16 protein-coding genes are annotated in these 24,456 nt (G+C 40.8%); 8 read left to right on the forward strand and 8 right to left on the reverse strand.

Annotated elements, in window-relative coordinates; genetic code table 11:
* Positions 1 to 514 precede the first annotated feature (514 nt).
* A complete protein-coding gene (locus tag VF06_RS26655; protein ID WP_099069704.1) occupies positions 515 to 1,915 on the forward strand; it encodes a cytochrome c biogenesis protein in 1,401 nt (466 codons plus the stop codon).
* Positions 1,916 to 2,331: 416 nt separating this feature from the next.
* Here the strand turns inward: VF06_RS26655 and VF06_RS26660 are convergent, their stop codons facing one another.
* The 3 genes from VF06_RS26660 to VF06_RS26670 form a co-directional block, all read right to left on the reverse strand.
* Positions 2,332 to 2,961, reverse strand: a complete 630-nt coding sequence (locus VF06_RS26660) for a hypothetical protein (protein ID WP_099069705.1) — start codon at positions 2,959 to 2,961, stop codon at positions 2,332 to 2,334.
* Between the two features lie 123 nt (positions 2,962 to 3,084).
* Positions 3,085 to 3,801: a cadmium resistance transporter gene (locus tag VF06_RS26665; protein WP_099069706.1), complete on the reverse strand. Its 717-nt coding sequence runs from the start codon at positions 3,799 to 3,801 to the stop codon at positions 3,085 to 3,087.
* A gap of 401 nt (positions 3,802 to 4,202) precedes the next feature.
* Positions 4,203 to 4,865 carry a DUF1003 domain-containing protein gene (locus VF06_RS26670; RefSeq protein ID WP_099069707.1) on the reverse strand — a complete coding sequence of 221 codons (663 nt, stop codon included), beginning with the start codon at positions 4,863 to 4,865 and terminating at the stop codon, positions 4,203 to 4,205.
* Between the two features lie 512 nt (positions 4,866 to 5,377).
* Between VF06_RS26670 and VF06_RS26675 the strand changes: the two genes are divergently transcribed.
* Positions 5,378 to 6,316 carry a hypothetical protein gene (locus VF06_RS26675; protein ID WP_099069708.1) on the forward strand — a complete coding sequence of 313 codons (939 nt, stop codon included), beginning with the start codon at positions 5,378 to 5,380 and terminating at the stop codon, positions 6,314 to 6,316.
* Positions 6,317 to 6,394: 78 nt separating this feature from the next.
* Entirely contained in the window at positions 6,395 to 7,141 is a 747-nt protein-coding gene (gene uppS, locus VF06_RS26680; RefSeq protein ID WP_099069709.1) for an undecaprenyl pyrophosphate synthase, read from the forward strand.
* A 299-nt stretch (positions 7,142 to 7,440) separates the two neighbouring features.
* Here the strand turns inward: uppS and VF06_RS26685 are convergent, their stop codons facing one another.
* Positions 7,441 to 9,291, reverse strand: coding sequence for a fatty acyl-AMP ligase (locus VF06_RS26685; protein WP_244918096.1), 1,851 nt, complete (start codon positions 9,289 to 9,291; stop codon positions 7,441 to 7,443).
* A 227-nt stretch (positions 9,292 to 9,518) separates the two neighbouring features.
* On the opposite strand from VF06_RS26685, the gene VF06_RS26690 reads away from it, so the two are divergent.
* Entirely contained in the window at positions 9,519 to 10,013 is a 495-nt protein-coding gene (locus VF06_RS26690; protein WP_244918095.1) for a sterol desaturase family protein, read from the forward strand.
* Between the two features lie 192 nt (positions 10,014 to 10,205).
* Here VF06_RS26690 and VF06_RS26695 read toward each other — a convergent pair whose 3' ends face one another.
* On the reverse strand, positions 10,206 to 11,567 hold the full coding sequence (locus VF06_RS26695; RefSeq protein ID WP_257207721.1) for a lipopolysaccharide biosynthesis protein: 1,362 nt from the start codon (positions 11,565 to 11,567) through the stop codon (positions 10,206 to 10,208).
* A gap of 518 nt (positions 11,568 to 12,085) precedes the next feature.
* Between VF06_RS26695 and VF06_RS26700 the strand changes: the two genes are divergently transcribed.
* Complete coding sequence (locus tag VF06_RS26700; protein WP_099069712.1) at positions 12,086 to 13,249, forward strand: glycosyltransferase; 1,164 nt, start codon at positions 12,086 to 12,088, stop codon at positions 13,247 to 13,249.
* 19 nt (positions 13,250 to 13,268) lie between these two features.
* On the opposite strand, the gene VF06_RS26705 is transcribed toward VF06_RS26700, so the two are convergent.
* Positions 13,269 to 14,555, reverse strand: coding sequence for a glycosyltransferase family protein (locus tag VF06_RS26705; RefSeq protein WP_099069713.1), 1,287 nt, complete (start codon positions 14,553 to 14,555; stop codon positions 13,269 to 13,271).
* A complete protein-coding gene (locus tag VF06_RS39565) occupies positions 14,548 to 14,994 on the reverse strand; it encodes a hypothetical protein (protein ID WP_143874532.1) in 447 nt (148 codons plus the stop codon). Before VF06_RS39565 ends, VF06_RS26705 begins: the two co-directional genes overlap by 8 nt.
* A 491-nt stretch (positions 14,995 to 15,485) precedes the next feature.
* Here VF06_RS39565 and VF06_RS41275 point away from each other — a divergent pair, with 491 nt between their 5' ends.
* Positions 15,486 to 15,635, forward strand: coding sequence for a hypothetical protein (locus VF06_RS41275; RefSeq protein ID WP_180267511.1), 150 nt, complete (start codon positions 15,486 to 15,488; stop codon positions 15,633 to 15,635).
* A gap of 76 nt (positions 15,636 to 15,711) precedes the next feature.
* Here the strand turns inward: VF06_RS41275 and VF06_RS26725 are convergent, their stop codons facing one another.
* Positions 15,712 to 21,546, reverse strand: a complete 5,835-nt coding sequence (locus VF06_RS26725; RefSeq protein WP_099069716.1) for a trifunctional serine/threonine-protein kinase/ATP-binding protein/sensor histidine kinase — start codon at positions 21,544 to 21,546, stop codon at positions 15,712 to 15,714.
* 756 nt (positions 21,547 to 22,302) lie between these two features.
* On the opposite strand from VF06_RS26725, the gene VF06_RS26730 reads away from it, so the two are divergent.
* A complete protein-coding gene (locus tag VF06_RS26730; RefSeq protein ID WP_099069717.1) occupies positions 22,303 to 23,658 on the forward strand; it encodes a DUF697 domain-containing protein in 1,356 nt (451 codons plus the stop codon).
* Between the two features lie 358 nt (positions 23,659 to 24,016).
* The gene (locus tag VF06_RS26735) at positions 24,017 to 24,271 is read left to right on the forward strand and encodes a Calvin cycle protein CP12 (RefSeq protein WP_099069718.1); all 255 of its coding nucleotides are present in this window, start codon (positions 24,017 to 24,019) and stop codon (positions 24,269 to 24,271) included.
* The last annotated feature ends 185 nt before the right edge of the window (positions 24,272 to 24,456 follow it).

Below are 24,456 nucleotides of genomic sequence, written 5' to 3' on the forward strand. Positions count from 1 at the left end.
TCAGGATCAGGAGTCAGAATTCAGGAGTCAGAATTCAGGAGTCAGAATTCAGGAGTCAGAATTCAGGAGTCAGAATTCAGGAGTCAGAATTCAGGAGTCAGAATTCAGGAGTCAGAATTCAGGAGTCAGAATTCGGGAGTCAGAATTCAGGAGTCAGAATTCAGGAGTCAGAATTCGGGAGTCAGAATTCAGGAGTCAGAATTCAGGAGTCAGAATTCAGGAGTTAGAATTCTGGAGTCAGAATTCGGGAGTCAGAATTCAGGAGTCAGAATTCAGGAGTCAGAATTCAGGAGTCAGAATTCAGGAGTCAGAATTCAGGAGTCAGATGACTTTAAAAATTAGAATAAAATTTGATGAATCAATCTACAAATGATACTAAATTCTTTCTAATTTGTGATTTTGCCTCCCAAGTACTGAATTATTATATTTTTGTTAATTCTGAATTCTGAATTCTGAATTCTGAATTCTGATTCCTAAATTCAGATAATTGTACACCGATTAACACATGTGAGTAATGACATTAGAAGATTCGACTTCCAAAAAAATCAGTTGGTGGGCTGTAGTTGGGCGGTATTTCCGCCGGGAGTTTTTGCCTGTACTGACAGATTTACGACTGGCGATCGCACTATTACTATTGATTGCCATTTTTAGCGCTACAGGTACTGTAATTGAGCAAGGTCAGTCTCCAGCATTTTACCAAGCTAACTATCCAGAACATCCAGCATTGTTTGGTTTCTTAAGTTGGAAAGTAATTCAAGTAGTTGGCTTAGACCATGTATATCGTACTTGGTGGTTTTTAGCATTACTGATTTTATTTGGCACTAGCTTAACTGCTTGTTCTTTTACTCGTCAGTTACCAGCTTTAAAAGCAGCCCAACGCTGGAAATATTATGAAGAACCACGGGAATTTAAAAAACTAGCTTTAAGTGCGGAATTAGATACTGGTTCTTTGAATTTTCTCAACCAAATTTTACAGAAACGCCGTTATAAAATTTTTTCAGAAACAGAAAAAGAAAATGTTTTATATGCCCGTAAAGGAATAGTCGGACGTATTGGGCCAATTATCGTTCATATTGGCATCGTCACTATTTTGCTGGGAGGAATTTGGGGGGCAATGACCGGTTTTCTTGCCCAAGAAATGGTTGCTAGTGGCGATACATTTGAGGTAAAAAATATTATAGATGCTGGCCCTTTGGCAGCAGGTCAAGTGCCAAAAGATTGGTCTGTGCGAGTAAATCGTTTTTGGATTGATTACACTCCCACCGGAGGGATAGATCAATTTTATTCAGATTTATCTGTTTTAAATAATCAGGGACAAGAAGTTGACCACAAAAAGATTTTTGTTAACCAACCTCTGCGCTATCATGGCGTCACCTTTTACCAAACTGACTGGGGAATTGCGGCTGTTCGCGTCCAATTTAATAAAAGTCCAGTTTTCCAGCTACCGATGGTCAAGTTGAATACCAACGGACAAGGTGCAATTTGGGGAACCTGGATTCCGACTAAACCAGATTTGAGTCAAGGTGTCTCGGTGCTAGCCAAAGATTTACAAGGAATGGTATTAATTTATGATGCCACTGGCAAACTAGTTAATACTATCCGCGCTGGGATGTCCGCCGAAGTCAATGGTGTGAACTTGAAAATAATAGAGGTAATTGGTAGCACAGGTTTACAAATTAAAGCCGATCCAGGTATACCAATTGTTTATTCAGGATTTGCTTTATTAATGTTGGGTGTGGTGATGAGTTACTTTTCCCACTCGCAAGTTTGGGCATTACAAAAAGGCGATCGCTTGTATGTCGGTGGCAAAACTAATCGCGCTCAAGTCGCCTTTGAACAAGAAGTTTTAGAAATTCTAGATCAATTGAGTTCGCAGCCAAAAAATGAAGATCGAGGAATGCCAATTCAAGTTTAATTGTGATTAGTCATTAGTCATTAGTCATTAGACATCTCCAATAATTACACGTTTTTTAGGTAAATGAGGTAGATGGGTAGGGGCCAACGGTCGTCGGCCCTTACAATAGACCTCTTGTAATCAATTGCTTTTTGCACTCTTGTGGTCTGGGGACAGGCAAAATACCAAACCTTTCCCCTTTTCCCGACTTCTGCAAGCTTAAAAAGGGGGCAACTTCTAAAGCCCCCTTTTTAAGGTAATACAGTTCAGTTAAGCTTTTTTCTCCCTTGCTCCCTTGCTAACTGCTGTATATTTTGTATCAATTTTCAAGTGATATCATGTCCGCCTAATCACTTGTCAAAAAAATTCTCCGCGTCCCCGCGTCTCCGTGTCAGTCCTAATGATAAGTCTTCAACCAGACATGATATGAAATGATATTAATCTTCAATGGGTGCATTGGGAATTGCTGCATCAATATCAGCTTGGGATAAATTGGGAATTGACCAGTTAGGTTCACCGGCTTTGAATACTCTTGCAGGATTAACGTTAAATTCAATAGTACCGGTTTGTGGATTAGTTTTAGCTATTAACTGAGTTCCATCTACAATTTTAATAGCCAAAGGTTCTGTCAATGCTTGGCCATCCGCAGCTATACCAGCTACCTTAGTTCCAATCGGTAGGTAAACGCCATCACAATCCCATTCATTTTCTGTAATTTGACCATTTCCTAAGAAGTAGAGGGTATTTCCTTGGGCAACTTTTTTAGGTTTATGGGCGTAAATCGCTAGAGTTTTGCCAGTTTCATTGCGGCATTGTGCCCAGCTTGATGCTGTTTCTAAAATGTACTTTTGTAGCTTCAATTCACCTAATTCTTGCTCAATTTGTTCTGGTGTATATTGAGATTGTTCTGGTGTATTTTTCAGCTGCAATACATTATTAATTACTTGATTTACTTCGATATAGTCGGGAGTAGTAGTTAAGTCCGGTCTATCAGCCCAAGAAGGTTGGGCAATTATTAAATTAACTAAAAGTACTAAAGCCACGAGAGCAGTTTTGAAAAGTTTCACTTGGATTGTCCTTTTGAGGTTTACAAAAGATTTTCAGTATTGAAAATTTTACTAAATGAGACTATTTATTTGAATGGGTTTTTAGCTTTGTTAGCAAACAGTCTCACAAATATTCAGCCATGATTACCCACGAATTTCAATGCTTGAGGATGTTGCCAGCTGTCCATTCATTGCATACAGTTTGACAAGCCCAGTTAAACACAAGCAGCTAACTATCAAGGCAATTGGAGTCAGGGAGGCACTGTCTAAGATAATAAACACACCCAAGCCTATTAAAACGAAAGGAACAAAACCGTTGCCATAACGAGTTAACAGCTGAGAAATTGCAGGCTGGCAAGTCAGCTTATAGGTTACATAGCACCAAACGCCGACTAACAGCAAGAAGATTGCAACGATCGCCAGCAAACTAGAGGGGGTACTATTAGCAAACAAGGGCATATAGATACTGATGTTATCACTACCGTTGGCGATGGTAATAGCCGCCACACTGCAAGCTTGGGGAGATAGAAAACTAATCAAGGAAAAAGAACTAGACAATTGGGGCTGTACTTCTGACTGAGAATCGTTTTCGGGATTCAACAAACGATTTAGTCCAATGGTGATGGGTATTAAACCCAAAAGACCAATCCAATGGGATGGCAAAACCAAACCCCCCAGAAAACCAACTAAGCTAGCAATCACTAAAGTACAAAAACCTAGATACTGACCAATCACGATGTGTCGATGCCGGAAAGTTGCATTTACCTGAGAAAATAACAGCGTTAAGATAACTAAATCATCGAGGTTTGTAGCTGTAAAAGCTGCTATTCCGGTGGAAAATGCACTGATGAGTTCGTTCATTTTTATCTCTCCTCACATATTGGTGTGTCTAGGTTAGCGTTAGTTAATATCTGCCAATTTTGGAAAAACTGCGAGTTAATTAAATATGAAATTTGAGATTTTGGATAAAATTTTTAAATTTAAAACTATAAAAAATTTCATAAACGACAAATTTGTTTATCTAATTAATCCAAAACACACAATCTAAAATTTTTCATTCAAGCTGCTTATCAGAAGCTTACAAAAGCAATCATAAATCTCAAATTCCAAATTTTTTAGCTCTATCAATCTGCTTGTGGTAAATTTTATTTTTCTTCAAAATCCTGAGGAGAGAGTCTAAGTTTAATCGATAATTATATAGACTAAAATAGCATTGAGACTCTCTGAACATTGGATAATGAAAATCCATTTTTACTCCGCTTTTATTGACGAATCAGCTTTTCCACAACTTTATTGTTTTCACCAAGTTGCTGGTCATCAACAAAGAATTTATTACTAGAACTTTCTTTGGTAAATTTGGCATTACTTTGGGTATGAAGTCCCGGTAAAATATTTAATTTAACTTCTTTATTATCTTTGGAATTAGGTACTAAAGTTACTTTTAATTCGCTGAGAATTCGTTGCTGTTCTTTGATGATTTGAGTAAGTTCGTTGAGTTGTTGGGTGTGTATATCATCCAATTTTTCATGGAGTAATTCAATATTTTGTCCAGCCCTCAAATTTACTTGGTGGTCAATTTCAGAATTTTTGCGATCGGTATCAGATTGGCGATTTTGACTCATCAAAACGATGGGTGCTGTGTAAGCTGAGGCAAATGAAAATACTAAGTTGAGCATCATGAAGGGTGACTCATCCCAGTGGGGAACCCCAGGCATTAAGTTCATACCAACCCATCCCGCCAAAACGGTACTTTGTCCAATCAAAAATCCCCAGGAACCAACCTGCGCCGCAAATTTATCAGCAAGGCGTTGTCCGAAAGTCAGTTCTGTAATCGAAGTGTCTGCTGCTGGTTGTATCTCTACAACTTGGGGCTTTTGAGTTACTTTTGCATCAACTTTGTTCGATACTGGTTTTAATGTATTCATCTTGCACCTCTTGGCGTCGTTTCAATCTGTGTTTATCCTGATGACTTTTAATGTACGCTGGTTGAATGATAGGAGCAAATATTCTTTTTTTTTAAATCGATAAATAAAATTGATTGAGAAAAAACCTAAACAGGCAGTGGGGAGTAATACCACTGGGCGTTCTAAAACTTAATTCGGGAGCAGAGGACAAAAATAACTCCCCAGTCACCCAATAGGGTTTGGGGGAAGGGGGAAGGGGGAAAGGGGAAAGGGGAAAGGTTTTAAATACATCCAAATCCCCTTACCCCGGTTGGTGAGCTTGTCGAACCATTAACCTTTTCCCAGACCACAAGGGAAGTTCATACTGCTTATCCGAATCGTATTGACCAGTCAACAATCAACACTCAAAACCAACTTTTTCCCCGACTTTTGCAACAGCATCAGATAAAACAGCCGACTTCAGCCGACTGACAAAACAAAGTGCGATCGCTTAGGCTATTGGGCGAAGAGATAAAATGTCAAGTATAAAAATTATGCTTCACACTCCTAGCCCACTTGCAGAAGACTTAGCAGTTCAAAACCATCCCAGTTGTGATTTTTTGACAATACAACATCGCATCCGTTTCCTCGTAGATAGATATGTTGCAGCCGAAAAACTACACGAACGCTTGCAAGATTTACCGATACAATTTCAAAATCCCCAACCACGTCCTTGGAAAGTCATCGACTGGCAAGCAATCAACCGCAATCAAATTATCGGTATAGAACCAGAAGTTTTTTTATCAATCTTGATTGGTGCAATGGATACAGAAGCACCCATTCGCGGCTATACCCAAACCAGTCGCCAATATTTAGAAAACTTGCATCCTCACATGGCTTGCTTTGTTGGTGGAACAGTCGGTGAAGATAACAATCTTACAGAACTTGGTTTATGGGAAAAAGAAGAACGTCAGCACACACCTGCATTAATCAAAGTCTATAGCCAACTAACAGGTGACAAAATTACCCCTAAACATCGTACAGTCCGCGGCTATCTCCCCACAGATGACCCTCACGAAGATTTATATCGCCACGGCTTACACCGCATTGCTACAGAATATGGTGCAACCTGCCTTTACCTTTGGCTAATGGCTCACACCACAGGCGCACTGCACGAAGTACTCGCAGAACTAGCACAAGATGAAATCAACCACATGACTAAATTCTGGGGCTTTGGAGTCTGGGCTTTTCCAGATACGGGGTTAATCCGAATTACACGCACCCTAATCAAAACTCGCTCTCAAAACTATCAGCGCAACAACCTTATCCGTACTCTTCGCCGGATGATGGCTACCCTGAATTGGAAGGCTTGGTCATTAACCAACAAAACCACCCTCCTGTTTACCTCCACTTATACAATGCATCGCTTGTGGACTTGGAACAAAACCCTGACACCAAAATACCTACAAACTTTATTTGAAATTAGTCATTAGTTTTAGATAAATAACACACCAAGCCAGACACATCAAAGCAATTGCCAATCCCAAATCTCAAATTTAATCGTATAAAAAATGACAAAATTACCCGCCGATTTAAACCCGCAACACCTACCCCAACATATCGCCGTCATCATGGATGGTAACGGCCGCTGGGCAACTCAGCGAGGATTACCTCGCATCGCCGGACATCGCCAAGGAGCCAAAACCCTCAAAGAATTATTACGTTGTTGCAAACATTGGGGAATCAAAGCACTAACCGCCTACGCTTTTTCTACCGAAAACTGGCAACGTCCCGTTGAAGAAGTAGATTTTCTGATGCTTTTGTTTGAGCGATTACTGCGCCGAGAATTAGCACAGATGCATCAAGAAGGGGTGCGAATTTCATTTATTGGAGATTTATCAGTTTTAGCCAAATCTCTACAAAGAGAAATGGAACGTTCAATGACAGAAACCTTAAATAACCAAGCAATACACTTTACCGTTGCAGTGAACTACGGTAGCCGTAACGAAATTACAAAAGTCTGTCGTCAAGTAGCTCAATTAGTGGAAACAGGGGAACTTAGGGCAGAACAAGTAAATGAAAACTTGATAGAAAAACACCTCTACACCGCAGATACTCCCGAACCAGATTTGCTGATTCGTACCAGCGGTGAGATGCGATTGAGTAATTTTCTTCTGTGGCAAATGGCCTACACAGAAATGTATTTTACTGAAACTCTTTGGCCAGATTTTGACACACAAGCATTTCATCAAGCTTTGTTGAGTTACCAAAAACGCGATCGCCGTTTTGGTCAACTTAAAACCTCAATCTCAGCTTAGCCATACAAATTATCCTCACACTTCCCCGAAAGGGGAAAGGGGAAAGGGGAAAGGGGAAAGGGGAAAGGGGAAGGGGGAAAGGGGAAAGGGGAAAGGGGAAAGGGGAAAGTGTTTTAACCTTTTCCCAGACCACAAGGGAAGTTCATACTGCTTATCCAAACCGTATTGGACATGATATTACTTATGATTAAACTTTCTTTGCCTCCCCGTGTCTCCGTGTCTCCGTGTCTCCGTGTCCCCGTGTCCCCGTGTCTCCGTGTCTCCGTGTCTTCGCGTCAGCTGATAAGTCACACAAAGTATCAAGTGTCTTCGATTCCTGGCAAACTACTCAAATCGGTGGGATCTAATCGTTCTGAGGCGGGGCAGAACCATTGTTCGATAAAGGGTAGTGTGCCTGCTAAAAACTTGTCGCGACAGCGACGGCGTTGGACTTTGCCGCTAAAGGTTTTGGGCACAGCACCGGGTTTTAACAGAGCGATCGCGTAAACTTCTACTAAATGCTGCATCAACATGGTTTGGCGAATAGCACCAATTATCTCTGCAATCTGCTTGGCATCCAATGTTCGCAGGGCGTGACGATGGATTTCTTGCACAATTACTAGTCTTTCTTCTCCTTCCACATTTACAGAAAAAGCGGCGCTAGCATTCTCTGATAATGCTGGATGGCTGTTTTCTGAAGTTTGTTCTAACAATTGAGGATAAAAATTGCGCCCCCAAAAAATCATGATGTCTTTGAAACGACCAGTAATAAACAATTGGTCGTTGTGTATGAAACCTAAATCACCGGTTCTTAAAAAGGGGCCGTCACCACTATCTGACAAATAAGCTTGGAATGTTTTCTCGGTTTCTTGGGGTCGATGCCAATAACTACGACTCAGCCCCAGTCCTTGCACCCAAATTTCACCGACACCATCAGGGGGACAAGGAGTCAAAGTCTGGGGATTGACAATTATCGCGCGGTTTCCCGGCCACGGATGACCGCAACTCACCACCATTCGCGCTCTAGTTTGCCCCTGTTCTACCATCACAACTCGATTTTCTGACAAAGCTTGCTCATCCACAAACTGAATGGCTGATGACCTTTGGAAAACACCTCCAGAAATCCACAAAGTTGCTTCCGCCATTCCATAGGAAGGATAAAATACCTGTTCTCGAAAGCCATAGGGTGCAAATAAAGCTGTAAATTTTTCTAGAGTTTCAGGTCTTATAGGTTCTGCGCCATTGCCAGCGATTTGCCAACTACTCAAATCCAAATCTGGTATTTGTTCTGGTTTCACTCTATGGATGCAGAGATCGTACATAAAATTAGGGCCGCCGGTGATGGTTGCTTTGTAGGTTGAAATTGCCTTGAGCCAACGGCTGGGGTTTTGAAACACTGCTACTGGCGTCATTAAAGCAGCATGGCCTCCAGAATAAAGGGTTTGCATAATGGCAGCAACCAAACCCATATCATGAGTTAAAGGCAGCCAATTCACTGCCCGAAATTCAAAATCAGGAAATTTCCGTTGAAAATTGCCGCAGTTTTCCAACACATTCCTGTGGGTAATTGTGACTGCTTTGGGAATACCTGTGGAACCAGAGGTGTATTGAAAATAAGCGATGGCATCGCCATCAATTTCTCGTTTCTGCCATTTACAGGCCTGATTCAAGGAAATTCCATCGCTGGCTATCCAAGATAAATTTTTATTTTTTAAATCATAATTTGGTGATTGAGTCAACCACTCTGACCATGAATTTTGTAACTTACTTGTGAGTTCGGTAGTAGTGAGAGCAAAATTTACTTGACATTCTTGGACGCGAAAGGCAAAATCCGCCCATTCTTCAGCATTTTGAGGGGGTCTTGTGGGTATGGCGATCGCCCCCGCATAAAAGCAACCAAATAAAGCTGCAACAAACTCCAGACAAGCTTTGAAAGGATAAACTAATAAAATGCGTTGGCTGTGCCCACCGCAGGCATCGCCAATTGAAGTGACAGATTCCAGACTAACAGCGATGGCACGAGCTTGTAAATCTAAGTCTTGATAGGTGAGGAAACCAGACTCAATTTCTCCGTCTTTGAGAAAAGTGAAAGCTCCATCGCTTGGTTGTTTTTCAGCGCGATGAATGAGAACATCTATGAGAGATTTGAACGAAGAGGATAACACTGTCACAAAAATCTTATGATAAAGCGCAGAGCAAAATAATAATAATCCATTCCAATACTTGTCGGTTAAGGGGAAAAGGGGAAGGGGAAAGGGGAAAGAAAAAACCTTTACCCGTAAGTCCTGGAGAAAGTGCAATCTTGCTACTCAGGCTGTTAACAGTCAACAGCCAGCACTGCTACTTTTGAATAGATAAACAAAATTTTGTCAAAAATATGTTGATTGATATTATACAAATGGTAACTGCCTTGATAGCCGGCTTTGCGATCGCCAGTTTGGGTGAGTACTGGAGTCACCGCTTGATGCATATATTTCCGAAAACCTGCCAATTTCATGTCGATCACCATACAGATGGAACTGGACAGGGTGTGGTGAAAGAACTTCGAGATTATGTCCTTGGTGGTTTGCCGATACTGTTGTTGACAATTTTAGTTCTTGACCGAATTGGGGCAAACTTGTACATTCAAATTGCTTGGGTAATCGGATGTTTAAGTTATGCCGTATTTGCAGCTTACGCCCATCAACTCCAACACGATAACCCCAAATTATGTTTCTGGTTAGCTATGCCAGTTCATCATGTTCATCACGAATACCAGCAATGGAATCATAACTTTGGTATTGGTGTTGACTGGTGGGATCGAATTTTTGGAACCTATCAACTTGTAAATTGGCAAACCGAGAGCCAGTTGCAACCAGAGAAGCGTGGATATTTACAAGTTCGTTGGTGGTGATACGGGCATTGGGCATTGGGCATTGGGCATTGGGCATTGGGCATTGGGCATTGGGCATGAGAAGATTGATTTCAATACTTGTCGGTTAAGGGGGAAAGGGAAAGGGGGAAAGGGGAAAAGGGAAAGAAAAAACCTTTAACCCTTACCCTTTAACCTTTTCCCCAGAGGGGCCCCCCTTCCCCTTTTCCCTATTTATTTGCCAACTCTGACTTGTGATTTCTCAATTCTGGTGTATGTTCGTAATTTTTGACGCAGTTGGCGCGAAATTAGTACGCTACTGAAAATAAAGATTAAAGCTGTGGAGGATAAGGTGGCAATTCCTGTACCGGTGATGCCAAAGGATTTAGTTAAAATCAACAACAATGGGAAATAAACTCCCAAAATTGCCATCGCGTTGATTCTCAAAGGAAAACTGGGTTTGCCAATTGCATAAAAGGCAGGTTCTAAAGCGGAATTCGCCATTGTGAAGACTTCTGCTGTCACCAAGAGCAATAAAATACCATAGGCAGAAATAAATTCATCACCAAAGAAATATTTGAGGAAAATTTTACCCAGGCAAACGATGACAAGCAAGATTACTATGCCGATAGCTGTGGCGATGGCGCTTGATTTGAGTAGCAAAGTCACAAATGAACGCGACTTTTGTTGGACATCTAACCTAGCTAGTTCTGGATATACAGATTGATTCAAAATAAAAGCTAGATCCTTGAGGGGAGTAGATAATTCATAACCTACTTGAAACAATCCTGCGGCTGCGGGAGTGGCGAAAATTCCCACTGCTAAAGGGCTAGCTTGTCTCATCATGGTTGGTAGGGAAGAATCAAAGTTGGAGACGATGCAAAACTCCAACAAGCCGTGATGGCGTTGACTCAACTCAATACCAAACCAATTGATGTTCCTCAGCATTCCTCGTTTCTTGGCTTCTTTCCAGCCAACTACAAACAGCACTAAACCTCCAAATCCCTGTGCAATGAACCAGCCTAGAAGATATCCCCATAAGGGAGCATTCACGGTAACAGCAACGAGGGCTGATAACATGGAAATGAAGGTAGGAATGCTAATTTGTAAAGCTAATAAATCAAAGCGATCGCAAAGTTGTAATAAGCCTCTGGGTGTTGCTGTGCTGGTAAAAAGAATAATCAAACTACACCACTGGACTTGAGTAATTAAGGTTTGATCCCATCCCAGATAAAAACCAATATAGGGAGCAATTACAATTGCGATGGCCAAACCAATCAGCACTCCCAGTAAATCCAACAAGGTAGTAAACTTTAACAACTGTTGCAAAGCTACTTTATCGTTTTGCTCAAGACAAATAGTCCCGTAACGAATCACGGCTTGAGAAGATTGAAAGGTAGTTAAATCTATAATTATCTGAATATAAGTTTGGATGAGAACCAGCGTACCAAAACCCGTAACGCCAAGGTGACGAGTAACCACACTTAAATACACTAGGCTAGTGAGTCCAGTCATGACTCTACCTCCTAGCAGCCAACTAGCATTTTTAATAATTTTCTTAAGGAAAACGTTATCGGCAAACCATTGCTTCATCATTGCCAATGAAATAAAGTTGAAATGTAACAAATGAATAGACCTCTTGCGTAAGTATTTTGTTGCCTCATACCAATTTGGGATTTGAGATTGTGAAGTTTGGATTAAAAATCTTGACTAGAAAGCTATTTCCAGAATTTCAAACAACACTTACTATCCCAATAATTTGGGATCTAGCAACAGTGCATAGGCTCAAAAAGAATGCTAAAGGTTTAATCTCGTTAATTAGAATTTAAAAATTATATAATAATTCGGTTTGATTTTTGAGATTATAGTAATTCTCCAAAATTAAGCAACAGATGTAAATCACGAAAGTGTTGCACAATTGTGGTATGAATGCAAATGTAGAGACTTTGGATTGCAACGTCTCAGAATTTTTGGCGTTGCTGAATAATATCAGCTTCGCCTGAAGATTTATCAAAACACAATTCAAAAGTCAGTCGTCAGGATTCAGTTGGGTATTATGTACGACTGGCGGATAAAGTAGCGATTTACCGTGTCCGTGAGCGTCTGAATAACTTATGACTGATGATAAAATTTTTTCGTTGCATATTTTTACACTCAACGCTGGTGGAGGTCACTACGCCACCCTCAAAGCTTTAAGTGCCATCGCCATTCAACAAAAACGACCTTGGGAAATCACTGTTACAGATATCGGCGAATTATCAGAACCGATAGATCCCTATAAAAAGCTGTTCGGTTCTGACGGTAACGAACTTTATAACGAAATGATTGGTACAGATTGGACATGGCTACATCCAATCATGATGTTTTTTGATAAATTCTTTATTCGTTTGTTGCATCCCATTGGGGTAAAATTGGGCGAACAACATTGGCGAAAGCAAAGTCCCCCGGATTTAGTGATTTCTCTAATTCCTCTCTACAACTTACCAATTTGGGAGAGTCTGCAACGAGTTAAACCGCACACACCAATGGTGACAATCATGACTGATTTTGCCGATATTCCTCCACATTTTTGGGTAGAACCAAAGACTCAAAGTCACTTGATTTGTGGAACCGATCGCGCCACTAAACAAGCGCGTTCTTTGGGTATTTCAGAAGAATACATTGTGCAAACTTCAGGAATGATTGTACATCCCCGTTTCTATCAACCGATATCTGGCGATCGCTTTGTTGAAAGACAGCGTTTAGGATTAGAAAAACACCGATTAACAGGAATCGTTTTGTTTGGGGCAAAAGGTTCGGCAACAATGCTGGATATTGCCAAGTATTTAGATTCTATCAGCGATAAAGTACAGTTAATTTTTCTCTGTGGTTCCAATCAAAAACTCGCACAAGCATTACAAAAACGTCCAACGAAGTTACGCCAATACGTGCAAGGTTTTACTGATGAAGTGCCATATTTTATGAGTTTGGCTGATTTTTTTATCGGCAAACCAGGGCCTATGAGTATTAGTGAAGCGATGGTGATGAATTTGCCTGTGATTGTCGAAGGCAATTCTTCAACACTCATGACTGAAAAATACAATGCACAGTGGATATTAGAAAAACAAGTAGGCATGGTAATTAACAGTTTCCGCAATATTGTTCCGGCTGTAGAAGAACTCTTAAACCCGGAAAATTTGCTGCGCTATCAAGCGAATGTGGCAGCAATTCAAAACCAAGCTGTGTTTGAAGTTCCTGATATTTTACAAGGTATTATTGATGGGAAATCTTCTGTTTAACCTCATAGAATAATATTACTTAATTTTCCAGCGATCGCAATAATATATTGTAGAAGTTTGCGCTTTGTTCTTCAAAGGTAGATGGATACTTTTTCAGTAAAGCCTCAATGCGATTTTGATATTGTTCTTTCTCTTGCAATAAACGCTTGATTTTTAACTGCAAATCTTGGCGATTTGTAAAGCACTCACCCAATTGATATTTTTCCACAAAGCTAATAGTTCCGCGGTCATTCGCCGCAGCTTGTCTGGTAAGTAGCAATGGAGTGCGAGCTAACATTGATTCTAATAAAACACCTGCTGAAGGGCGGGCGAGAATAATATCTACAGCAGACATCCACTCATGGAGATTATCTACAAAACCAAGCGATCGCACTTTACCATTTAGGTTTTGTTTAGCTATCTGCTCAACTTGAATCCGCAGTTTTTCATCTCGCCCACAAGCCACAATTATAACTAAAGAATCTAAAAATAGGCTTTGTAAATATTTAAGATATTTTGTACAAAAATTGCCGCCAAAGCTGCCACTGATGATGAGAATACAAGAATCTGTAGGAGATAATTGCAAGCGATCGCGCAGTTTATTTTGTTCTCTAATTGCAAAATGCTTGGCTTCACGCAACGGGCCGATTACCTCACATTTAGCCGGATTTTTAGATTGATAATCTCTATCTATATTCCGATAGATACGATTTTGTGGATAGCAAATCACAAAATCATAAAGATATTTACCTATAAACCGAATTTGCTGTGAGAACTTACTATGACGATTTAATTCATCAGCCCAATAAGTAAGGGTGAATGGAAAACTTTGTACAGCATTTACAGTTTCATGAAAATAACAGATATGGATAGCAGTGGGACAAACTAAATCTATAAAAACAGCCAAATCTGTAATCACAATCAAAAAAGGAATTTGCTTTTCTTTAGCCCAACTCCCCAAGGATTTAGCAGCAGTATCGGCAGTACAAATGAGAATATCCGGTGCAATTTCATCTAAAGTTTGGTGCATAGCTGTAACTGAGCTAACCTCACCGATAGGCAACAAAATAAACCGCATCAGATAATTAATTAGTATATCTGCTACATTAATCCAGTTACGATTAATTAAAAAATTCCACGCCCTAACCCAAGTTTTTGTTAATAGTTCGCTCAACGGGTCTTGAAGTAATTCAGTGATGGTGTACCTGAGAATTTCAAACTGAGAATTCTGTAAAATCTCATTGGCGAGAATATTAGCCATCACTTCATGACCCATTCCCGAACGCTCATAAACAATCAAAATTCTGATTTTTCTAACATCAGACATGGGCATCCGTAAAAATAAAAATGTATAAAACGCTCAACTGGATACTGACTTTATTTGGGAATGGGGCATTGGGCATGGGGCATGGGGCATGGGGCATTGGGCATTGGGGATGGGAAGAGGACAAGGTAGACAAGGTAGACAAGGTAGCAATCTTTCTCTCCGAAGTTCTGATGGTCGGAAACCTCCGCTCAGACTTCTCTCCTTGTCTCCCTTGTCTCCCCCATCTCCCCATCTCCCCATCTCCCCATCCCCCCATCAAGGTAGACAAGGTAGACAAGGTAGCAATCTTTCTCTCCGAAGTTCTGATGGTCGGAAACCTCCGCTCAGACTTCTCTCCTTGTCTCCCTTGTCTCCCCCATCTCCCCATCTCCCCATCTCCCCATCTCCCCATCTCCCCATCTCCCCATCTCCCCATCTCCCCATCTCCCCATCTCCCCACCTCCCCACTCCCTATTTTCCAGCTAAAATCTTGAATTTTTCGGTATTTACTGAGATATAAGAGCCACTACTTCAGTATATTTTCATTAAAAATATTTTTTAGCGCCCAAAGATTAAAATTTATAAGAAGTCCCGACTTGCACCTTTGACATTCAAACATATAACTTCAATAATCTTAGTTACGTAAAAATTCGGAATTATATAGAAATCTCACTTGCATCTTGCTAAGTATACTGAGAGCTAAAACCTGTTGTGGCTAGCTCTAAGTCAGCTTGGCTGGGAAAAAACCAAATTGATTTCTATAGAAACTGGCGTTAACAGGGTTGTATGATGTTTTTCTCTAATTCCAAACCAAGCTTAAAAATTAGTCAAAAAAATAAAACTTCGAGTTTTTATACAACTCCAAATCACATAATACTACTCGTTGGATATTTGATTACTCTACCAATTTTGACTTTGATAACTTTATCCTTTTTATTGCCATTATTGTCTGTGTTCAGTACTAATTTATTTACCTCCGCAGGAAACTTACATCACTCGACATCAATTCCTTGGATAGATGATGCATCTGAATGCGAAGATACTGGTAGAGACTGGCGCGATCGCAAATGTTGGGATAACGAACACAGTCCCATGTTCTAACGTCTAACCATCAACGGTCAACAGTCACCAATAGCAATGGAATATTTTTTACTTGTAAGTCCCTAAGTCCTATTTATTATCGGATTGGAATCAAGATGACAAATTCTGTACCTTCACCGGGAGAAGAGTTACATTCCAGGTAACCGCGGTGTTTTTCTACTATAATTTGGTAGGCGATGGCCAGTCCCAAACCCGTACCTTTACCAACGGCTTTGGTAGTAAATAAATGGTCAAATATTTTTTGTCTTACTAATTCATTCATGCCAATACCGTTATCAGAAATTGAAATTTTTACTTGGTTATCTTTAACTGAAGTAGTAATTGTAATTTTGTTGGTATTGGCTTTAATTTCTTCAAAACTACGTTTGTTATTTGATTCTTCTAAAGCATCAATAGCATTAGCCAAGATGTTCATAAATACTTGATTTAATTGCCCTGGAAAACACTCAATTTCAGGTATATCGCCATATTCAGTTACCACTTCAATGGCTGGACGTTGTTCGTTAGCTTTCAGGCGATGCTTCAAAATTAAAATTGTGCTATCGATACCTTCATGAATATGAAATTTCACTTTATAATCTTTATCAGCACGTGAAAAAGTGCGGAGACTGGTGCTAATATTTTTTAATCTATCGCACGCTATTGTCATGGAATCAAATATTTTTGGTAAATCTTCTAAACTGTATTCCAGGTCAATTTCTTCAGCATGATCGATAATTTCATTACTTTTGTGGGGGAAAGTTTCTTGATAGAGTTTTAGGTGTTCAACAACATCGGCAACAGTGGGTTTAGCTTGTTTAATACTGGCAGCAATAAAACCCAAAGGATTATTCATTTCGTGAGCCACACCAGCAACTAAGTTACCCAAAGCAGACATTTTTTCACTTTGGATCATTTGTAATTGGGCTTGTTGCAGATTTTGTAAAGCAGTTTCTAGTTCTTGGGCTTTTTGTTGAAGTTGGAATTGGGCAACTTTTTGTTCGGTAATATCATCTGCTAGAGAAGCAATTCCAACTAATTCACCATCCACATTCACAAGGGGATTGTTATACCACGCACAAATAATCATTTTGCCATCCTTGGTCACATTTTCATTGACGCTGTAATTACCGCCTTGTTGGGATATGATTTCGACGCTGACTCGTTCCATTTCTGGTTGAATCTTTTCAGGGATAATGAATTTGAATTCACGACCCAAAGCCTCTTGTTTGCTGTAACCAAAGATTCTTTCTGCTGCCGGGTTCCAGTCAGTAACGTGATAATTGGTATCCCATTCTATAACTGCTACTGGAGTTTGCTGAACCAATAATTTTAGCCGTTGCTGGGATGTTTGTAAGTCAGATTGTGTGGCACTCAGTTCATGAAGCGATCGCTCTAATTGTTGGGCATATTCCTGAGAACGTTCGTAAAGTCGGGCATTTTCTAAGGAAATTGCGGCTTGAGTGCAAAGGAGATTTAGTAATTCAACGCGATCGCTAGTGAATGCTCCCGTGGTTAAATTATTTTCTAGATATAAAATGCCCATCAACTTGCCTTGACGCAAAATCGGAGTACACAAAACACTCTTAGGCTGCTGGCGCATGATATACGGGTCGTTGGCTAAGACGGGATCTGTTGTGGCATCCACTAGGACAACAATCTGTTTGTTGTGCTTGACTTTGTAAATTAGCTTTAAGGGAATTTCCTGGCTGTCCTCAACAGGAATCCGCTGCAATATCGCTGGCTGTGTTCCCTGGGTAATTGAGCCTTTAATTAGCAGGCGTTCGTCTCGCACCAGCATTAACACGCATTTATCAGCCCCTGCATCTTCGATGACAATGGAAAGCAACGATGACATTAATTTTTCTAGTTGGATGTCACCGGAGATAGTTTGAGAAGCTTTGAGAATAGCTTTTAAATCTAGGATATCTGAGAGATTGCTGCTAGATGTGGGGTAACTGGTGCATGTAACACTTCCTAATGCAAAGATGGTTTCGTTGATGGAAACAGGAGAACGAATTTGCTGTAATATCGGCCCAAGTAGTTGGGGATAGCGTTTTTCTAAATCAGCGACTTTGGCTTTTGCACCCCAGCGAGTGTAGCCGTAGTAAGCTTGAGTCATATACTCCTGAGCAATCCGTTCCTTGCCCCATTCCAAGTAAAACTTTGCTGCTAGTTCGTTGGCCAGTGCGGCAATTTGAGTAAAATCATTTTCTTTGGCTGCGGTAATAGCGCCATCGTAAGAGGCAATGGCATCTGCATAGTTACCAGAAACTCTAGCCATTTCAGCTGCTAGCAACAGTGATTGATGTAAAAAGTTCTCTGGACAAGTGTGCGTCCAGGTTTCTAGAATTTGATGGTGTTGCTGCATCACATCCCAGTAATGCTGCTGTTTCTCTGGTGTTACTTGGGAATAAAGCCCGGCTAAACTCAGCGGATAATAAAAGTGGAATAAAATGATGGGAAACAAACCAAGATTAGAAGCCAGGGTTTTTTCAGCAATGGCAGCGACTTCCACGGCATCGGCATAGCGATGGTACAAGTACAATAGCTGGATTTTCAAGAAGCAATACCAATTGATCCCTGCCTCAAAATTATTCTTGTGCCAAACATCAAGGCAGAGAATCTGGCCATCTCCACCATCCACCAGTAAATCGGGTTCTGCTAACAAACCTTGCAGGTGTAAAAGAAATTGCTGTTGGAGGTGAAATGTATGGGTAATATTGACATTATTTACTTGTTGCACATAGCTCAAGTATTTCTCGGTTTCGCCATACACCTCTGATAGGCAATCGCCTTTTAACAGCATCGTCCAAATCAGACATATTACTGCCCAAACGCCAAACCCAAGATCCCCTGTTTCATAACTGATGTGAAGAGATTGTTGGTAAACTGCTAAGTTTTCAACTAGTGGTCTATTGTAGGGATTGATTGCATGACCAAAAACGTTATTAGTTTTGGGAATGAACTTGGCGCTATTGAATTGGCCATCAAGCTTTCGTCCCAAGGTGGCGAACTCATAAGCACTGCGATAGTCTCCCTGAATCGTCAGCATCATCCCATACAAACAATAAGCACAGCCGGAACTTTCGGCATTGCCATAGGTTAATGAAGTATGAACCATTAACAGGATGCTGAGAATGGTCAGTGCTTGATTGCCACCGGTATAAGCAGCTCCCCAGAGATCGGGGAGGATTGACATACATACCTTTTTCTGTGCATCGGTCATCGCAGGCAGATAAAATAAATCTGCGGGTTGTACAGTTGCCAGTTTGGAATGGATTTCCTGGAGTATGCTTTCAATCAGTGCTTGCTGACCTTCATCGGTTGCCGGAATGTTCATGCCCATAACACTCAAACCACTGAGTGCAGCTTCATAAGCGGCGAGTATATTTTCTCCGTGATTGGATTTCAGGGCTAGTTGCAAGCCATAAATTTCTGCGAGATGGAATTTATTCTCAGCGTACTGTAATGCCCGATGGAAGAGTCGCTCTGCTTCGTCAAAGCGCCCTACGATGTATTCGCACTCTGCACATTCCCGATAAAGTTTAAAGGTGAGGTCGTAGGCAGTTTGCCAACTATCTTCGGGAAGGATTTCCATGCCGATGGCGCAGTATTTCATGGCTGCTTTGTAGGCTGTGGAAACTTTAGCTTTTTTGCCAGCAATCAAATTTAACTGAGCTAACTGATAGCGATCGCTTATTTCATCGATGAGAGCAATTCCGTTGTTCAATTGATTGACAATATCAAAAACATGCAGTTCTAAAGTTTCAGGTGTTGTATTTTGCAACAGCAATTGCCCAATTTTCACATGAGTGGCTTGCTTTTGGTCGTCAGGAATCAGAGAGTAAGCAGCTTGCTGGACGCGATCGTGCAGGAAACGATAGGTGGGATTGACTGTTTCTTGTACCTGGCATTGTTGTCCACCGTGAAAAAACTTGTAAATTTGACTTGTGGGTAAAATCAAACCTTCTTGCAAGGCTTTCCACAATGCTGTTGCAATGTGAGTTGCTGGTTGTTCGGAAACAATGGCCAATGTCTCTAAATCGAACTGTGCCCCCACACAAGCAGCTAGCTTCAGTATCTCTTGAGTGATTTGTGGCAACTTTTGTAATTGCCGCGCCATGAACTGAACTACATCATCAGTGAGGGAGAGCAATTTCACTGACACTATATCGCACTGCCAGTGTCCAACTTGCAGGTCATAGGCAATGTAACCCTCTTGATGCAAGGCTTTGAGAAATTGGGTAGCAAAAAAGGGATTGCCTTTGGTTTTTTGATAAACTAACTCGGAGACCGGTTGCGCCATCATTGTGGAACAACTGAGGGTGTCAGCCACCAAACAATCGATCTGAAATTTACTTAAGGGGGCGAGGGTAAAAGTACTGATGGTTGCTAAAGCTTTCTTCATTTCCTCCAGTGTCAGCATTAGGGGATGAGTGGGAAAGACTTCGTTATCTCGGTATGCCCCAATCATCAGCAAACAGCCCTCCTTGCTTTGATTCATCAACACTTGCATCAGCTTCAGCGAGGCTGAATCTGCCCACTGCAAGTCATCGAGGAACACTACTAAGGGGTGTTCTAGTGTTGCGAACACAGCGATGAATTTCACAAATAGCAAGTTGAAGCGGTTCTGGGCTGCACTACCTGAGAGTTCTGACACTGCTGGTTGCTTGCCAATAATCTGTTCGAGTTCGGGAATAACTTCTATGAGGACTTGCCCATTTTCACCCACAGCACCAAGGATTTTGTTTTTCCACTGCGCCAGCTGAATATCATTTTCACTCAATAGTTGTTCCATTAAATCTCGGAAGGCTTGGACAAAGGCGCTGAAGGGGATGTTGCGGTTAAATTGGTCGTATTTACCTTTGATAAAGTAACCGCACTGCCGCACAATTGGCTTATGCACTTCGTTGACAACTGCGGTTTTTCCAATCCCCGAAAATCCAGCAACCAGTATCATTTCTGTAGCCCCAAGACTGACTCGATGGAAGGCTTGGAGTAAGGTTGAGACTTCGGTTTCTCGACCATAAAGTTTATCGGGAATCATAAAGCGATCGCACACATCGCGCTGTGCAATTTTAAAGTTCTCAATGTAACCCGTTGCTATTAATTGCTGTAAACAATTCTCCAAATCGAATTTCAATCCCAAGGCACTTTGATATCTATCTTCAGCATTCTTCGCCATCAATTTGCTGATGATTTGGGAAATCACCGGAGGAATTTCACAATTAATTTCGTGTACTAATGGTGGTACTTTGGCAATGTGACAATGTACCAATTCCATTGGTTCACTTGAAGCAAAAGGTAACTCTCCCGTGAGTAATTGATAGAAAGTGACACCCATTGCATAAAAATCAGTGCGATAGTCAATCTTGCGATTCATTCTCCCTGTTTGCTCTGGAGAAATATAAGCCAGCGTTCCTTCCAAAACATTGGGATTGACAAAGGTTTGAGTTTCCCTTGGTAATAAAGAAGCAATACTAAAATCAACTAATTTAACTTGTTTGGTGTGGGGATTGATTAAGATGTTACTGGGTTTAATATCTTTATGAATAATGCGTTCGCGATAAAGTATATCTAAGGCATTGCACAGAGCGATCGCTATTTCTAAAAATTTCTCTAAACAACCAACATGATTGTTGACAAAATAATCTTTCAGGGAAATTCCCCCAAAGTCTTCCATGACTAACGTATAGCCATTTGGGTAGGGTTCTAGGCTATAGGTTTGGATAATTTCAGGATAGTTGAGATTTTTAGCGATGGTATATTGATTGCGAAATTGTAAGACTTCGCTAAAGCTGGGATAAAGATTCTTTAAAACCTTGATGACTACTGGTAATAAATCAATTTCTCTAACAGCTCGGTAAACCAGTGTTCTGGAACCATCATAAAGTTTTTCGCCCACCTGATATCCGGGAATGTTAATCATAAATGCCAAATCTTTAACACCAGATTTATTATTCCCAAATCAAATGTGAATTTTGGAATGGCTACATTGCTATAGGAATCCGATTTGATTAATAGACTTCTTGCAAAAGTGGGGAAAAGGGTAAGGGGTAAAGGGTAAAGGGCAAATAAAAACCCTTTTCCCTTTAACCTTTACCCTTTCCCCCTATGAGCAAAAGTTACTTTTGCAAGAGGTCTAATGAACATATTTGTGTGGGGAGGGAACTCTTAACAGGGAACTCTTAACAGGAAAAAAGGAATTTAGGGGTGTACTGAGTTTTTTCACCAAATGAAATATGAGTTCTATAGCCAAGTTATCTGTTTGATGTTGACGGTTGACAGTTAATGCAAGTCCTTCTTTACAACTAGCCTCAATAGATAATTTTGCGACCCATAGGACTCATATACTGAATTTATAAGCATAATAGCCTACTCTCAGAACTTTGGAGATATTAGGATAGATATAACCTTTTACTCTCTTCCTTTGTTGGAAGGGCATGGCATCTGTTGAGCATGAATATTGAGTATAAAAATATATCCAAAAACATGCTCAAACGCTGAAATAGAGTAACTGAGCATTAAATTCAGTTATCAGTCCTGACAGCGTATGGTGTGGCGTTACGGCCCACCAACACCTGACACCAATTGGTGGGGGATACCAAACCCAGGGATTTAACTCATGACTGTTCGCTGTTAAAAGAGCATTTTTCCGAAAGTGAAAGCTGAAAATATTGATAATATGTCGAGTTCGCGTAATCTGCAAGAAACTCACTTAAACCGTGCCCGCGCCAGTCTCAGACAGGCGCTATCTTGGTATGGCTATCTTCGTAAATCAGGACAGCTTTCATCTAACCCAGAATTGGCATCTTTTGTGAAACCAGAATTAGAAACTCTTAACTCCACACTCAACAAACTAGACTCTAACGTAATTAGAATTGCTGCCTTTGGTTTGGTGAGTCGTGGTAAGTCAGCGGTTTTAAATGCTTTGTTGGGAGACAAAATTCTGCAAACTGGGCCTTTGAATGGTGTCACTCAATGGCCTCGTTCGGTACGCTGGCAGCCCGGTAATAAGGTATTAGTAGAGTTAATTGATACACCAGGATTAGATGAAATTGAGGGCGAATCACGGGCAGACATGGCACGGGAAGTAGTGCGACAAGCTGATTTGATTTTGTTTGTTGTTTCCGGTGACATCACGCGTACTGAGTATCAAGCGTTGCTGGAATTAAGGCGATCGCAAAAACCTTTGATTTTGGTGTTTAACAAAATAGATTTGTACCCAGATACAGACAAGGCAGCAATTTACGAAAATTTGCAACAACTCGGTGCTGGATATTCCCAAGCAAAACCCTTGCTACCCGATGAAATTGTCATGGTGGCGGCGGAACCAGCACCAATGGAAGTGCGGGTTGAATGGCCTGATGGTAGCGTTACCTATGAATGGGAGACACCACCACCGCAAGTGGATGAACTCAAGCACACAATTTTGAACATTCTAAATCGCGAAGGCCGATCCCTTTTAGCTTTAAATGCACTCGTCCAAGCACGAGACGCAGAAGAGTCCATCGCCCAAAAAACCATTGATTTACGCCAACAAGAAGCCGAAGATATCATCTGGCAATTTACCAAATACAAAGCTTTAGCAGTAGCCCTGAATCCCATCGCCTTTTTAGATATCCTGGGGGGAACTGTTGCCGATTTAGCTTTAATTCGCGCTTTAGCTCGCTTATATGGGCTACCAATGACCAGTTATGAAGCAGGGAAAATTCTCAAAACGATTTTATTGAGTTCTGGTGGCTTACTTCTGGGAGAATTAGGTAGTAGTTTTGTGTTGGGTTTGGGTAAGAGTACAGCTGCGATCGCTAGCGGTGACAATCCCACAAATATTACAGCCTTTGCTGGTAGTGCCATCGCCCAAGCTGGAATCGCTGGTTATGGTGCATACTCCGTTGGCAAAGCCGCCCAAGTCTATCTCGAAAAAGGCTGCACCTGGGGACAGTTGGGCGCTAGCAGCGTCATTCAAGAAATTCTCTCTCAAGTTGACCAAAACACAATTCTGTATCGTTTGCAACAAGAATTAGGGATGAAGTATTGAGAATAACTAATAATTGTTTCTCATTTGTTACCCTTTATAAGCGTTTATCAACTTCTATCAAACTCTTATGACAATCCATTGCAATTCCCAATTTGCAATGCAACATTGAGAACATGACTATCTTTGCTATTAACCGTCAACAATCAACAAACCGAGTGATTGTGAATTTCAAAGCGCGTTAGTTTAGCTTTTTTCAGCAAAGATCGCCATAGGGTAATCCCCACTTAAGTTTGCTAAAAGATTGCGGTGTTTACACCATTTGATTTTGGTAAGCATATCTAAACTGTAAATGTGAGTTTTCTAAGGTCATTAGAATCTCTGCCGTTGATTGATATCTTTGGAAACATCAGGTAACGACATGACAACAACCTTAAACGTAAATCAAACTGCTACAACTCTTGAGCAAGCTATTTTTGAAGCCATTAATGAAGCTCGTACAACCTGTGAGTTAAATGGCAGTAATTCTGCTAATTGTGCCGTAGCTTGGGATATCGTGGAAGAATTGCAAGCTGAAAAATCTCATCAACATCAAGCAGAACAACACAAAACCTCTTTGGATAAGTATTGCGATCGCCATCCTGATTCTGTAGAGTGTCTAATATACGACGTTTAGAAAGAATTCAGAATACAGAATTCAGAATTCAGAATCAATTCTGTACGAGTCACTGATAAATATTTAGGTTGAAATATCCACTAAATCTTGATTGCGTAAGGCTATGCGAAAGATTTAGTGGGTTTTAATTTATTCAGAATTCAGAACTCAGAATTTAGTATCAATTATGTACGAGTCATTGATAA

The organism is Nostoc linckia z4, assembly GCF_002608075.1.
In the GTDB taxonomy this organism is placed as follows: Bacteria; Cyanobacteriota; Cyanobacteriia; order Cyanobacteriales; family Nostocaceae; genus Nostoc; species Nostoc linckia.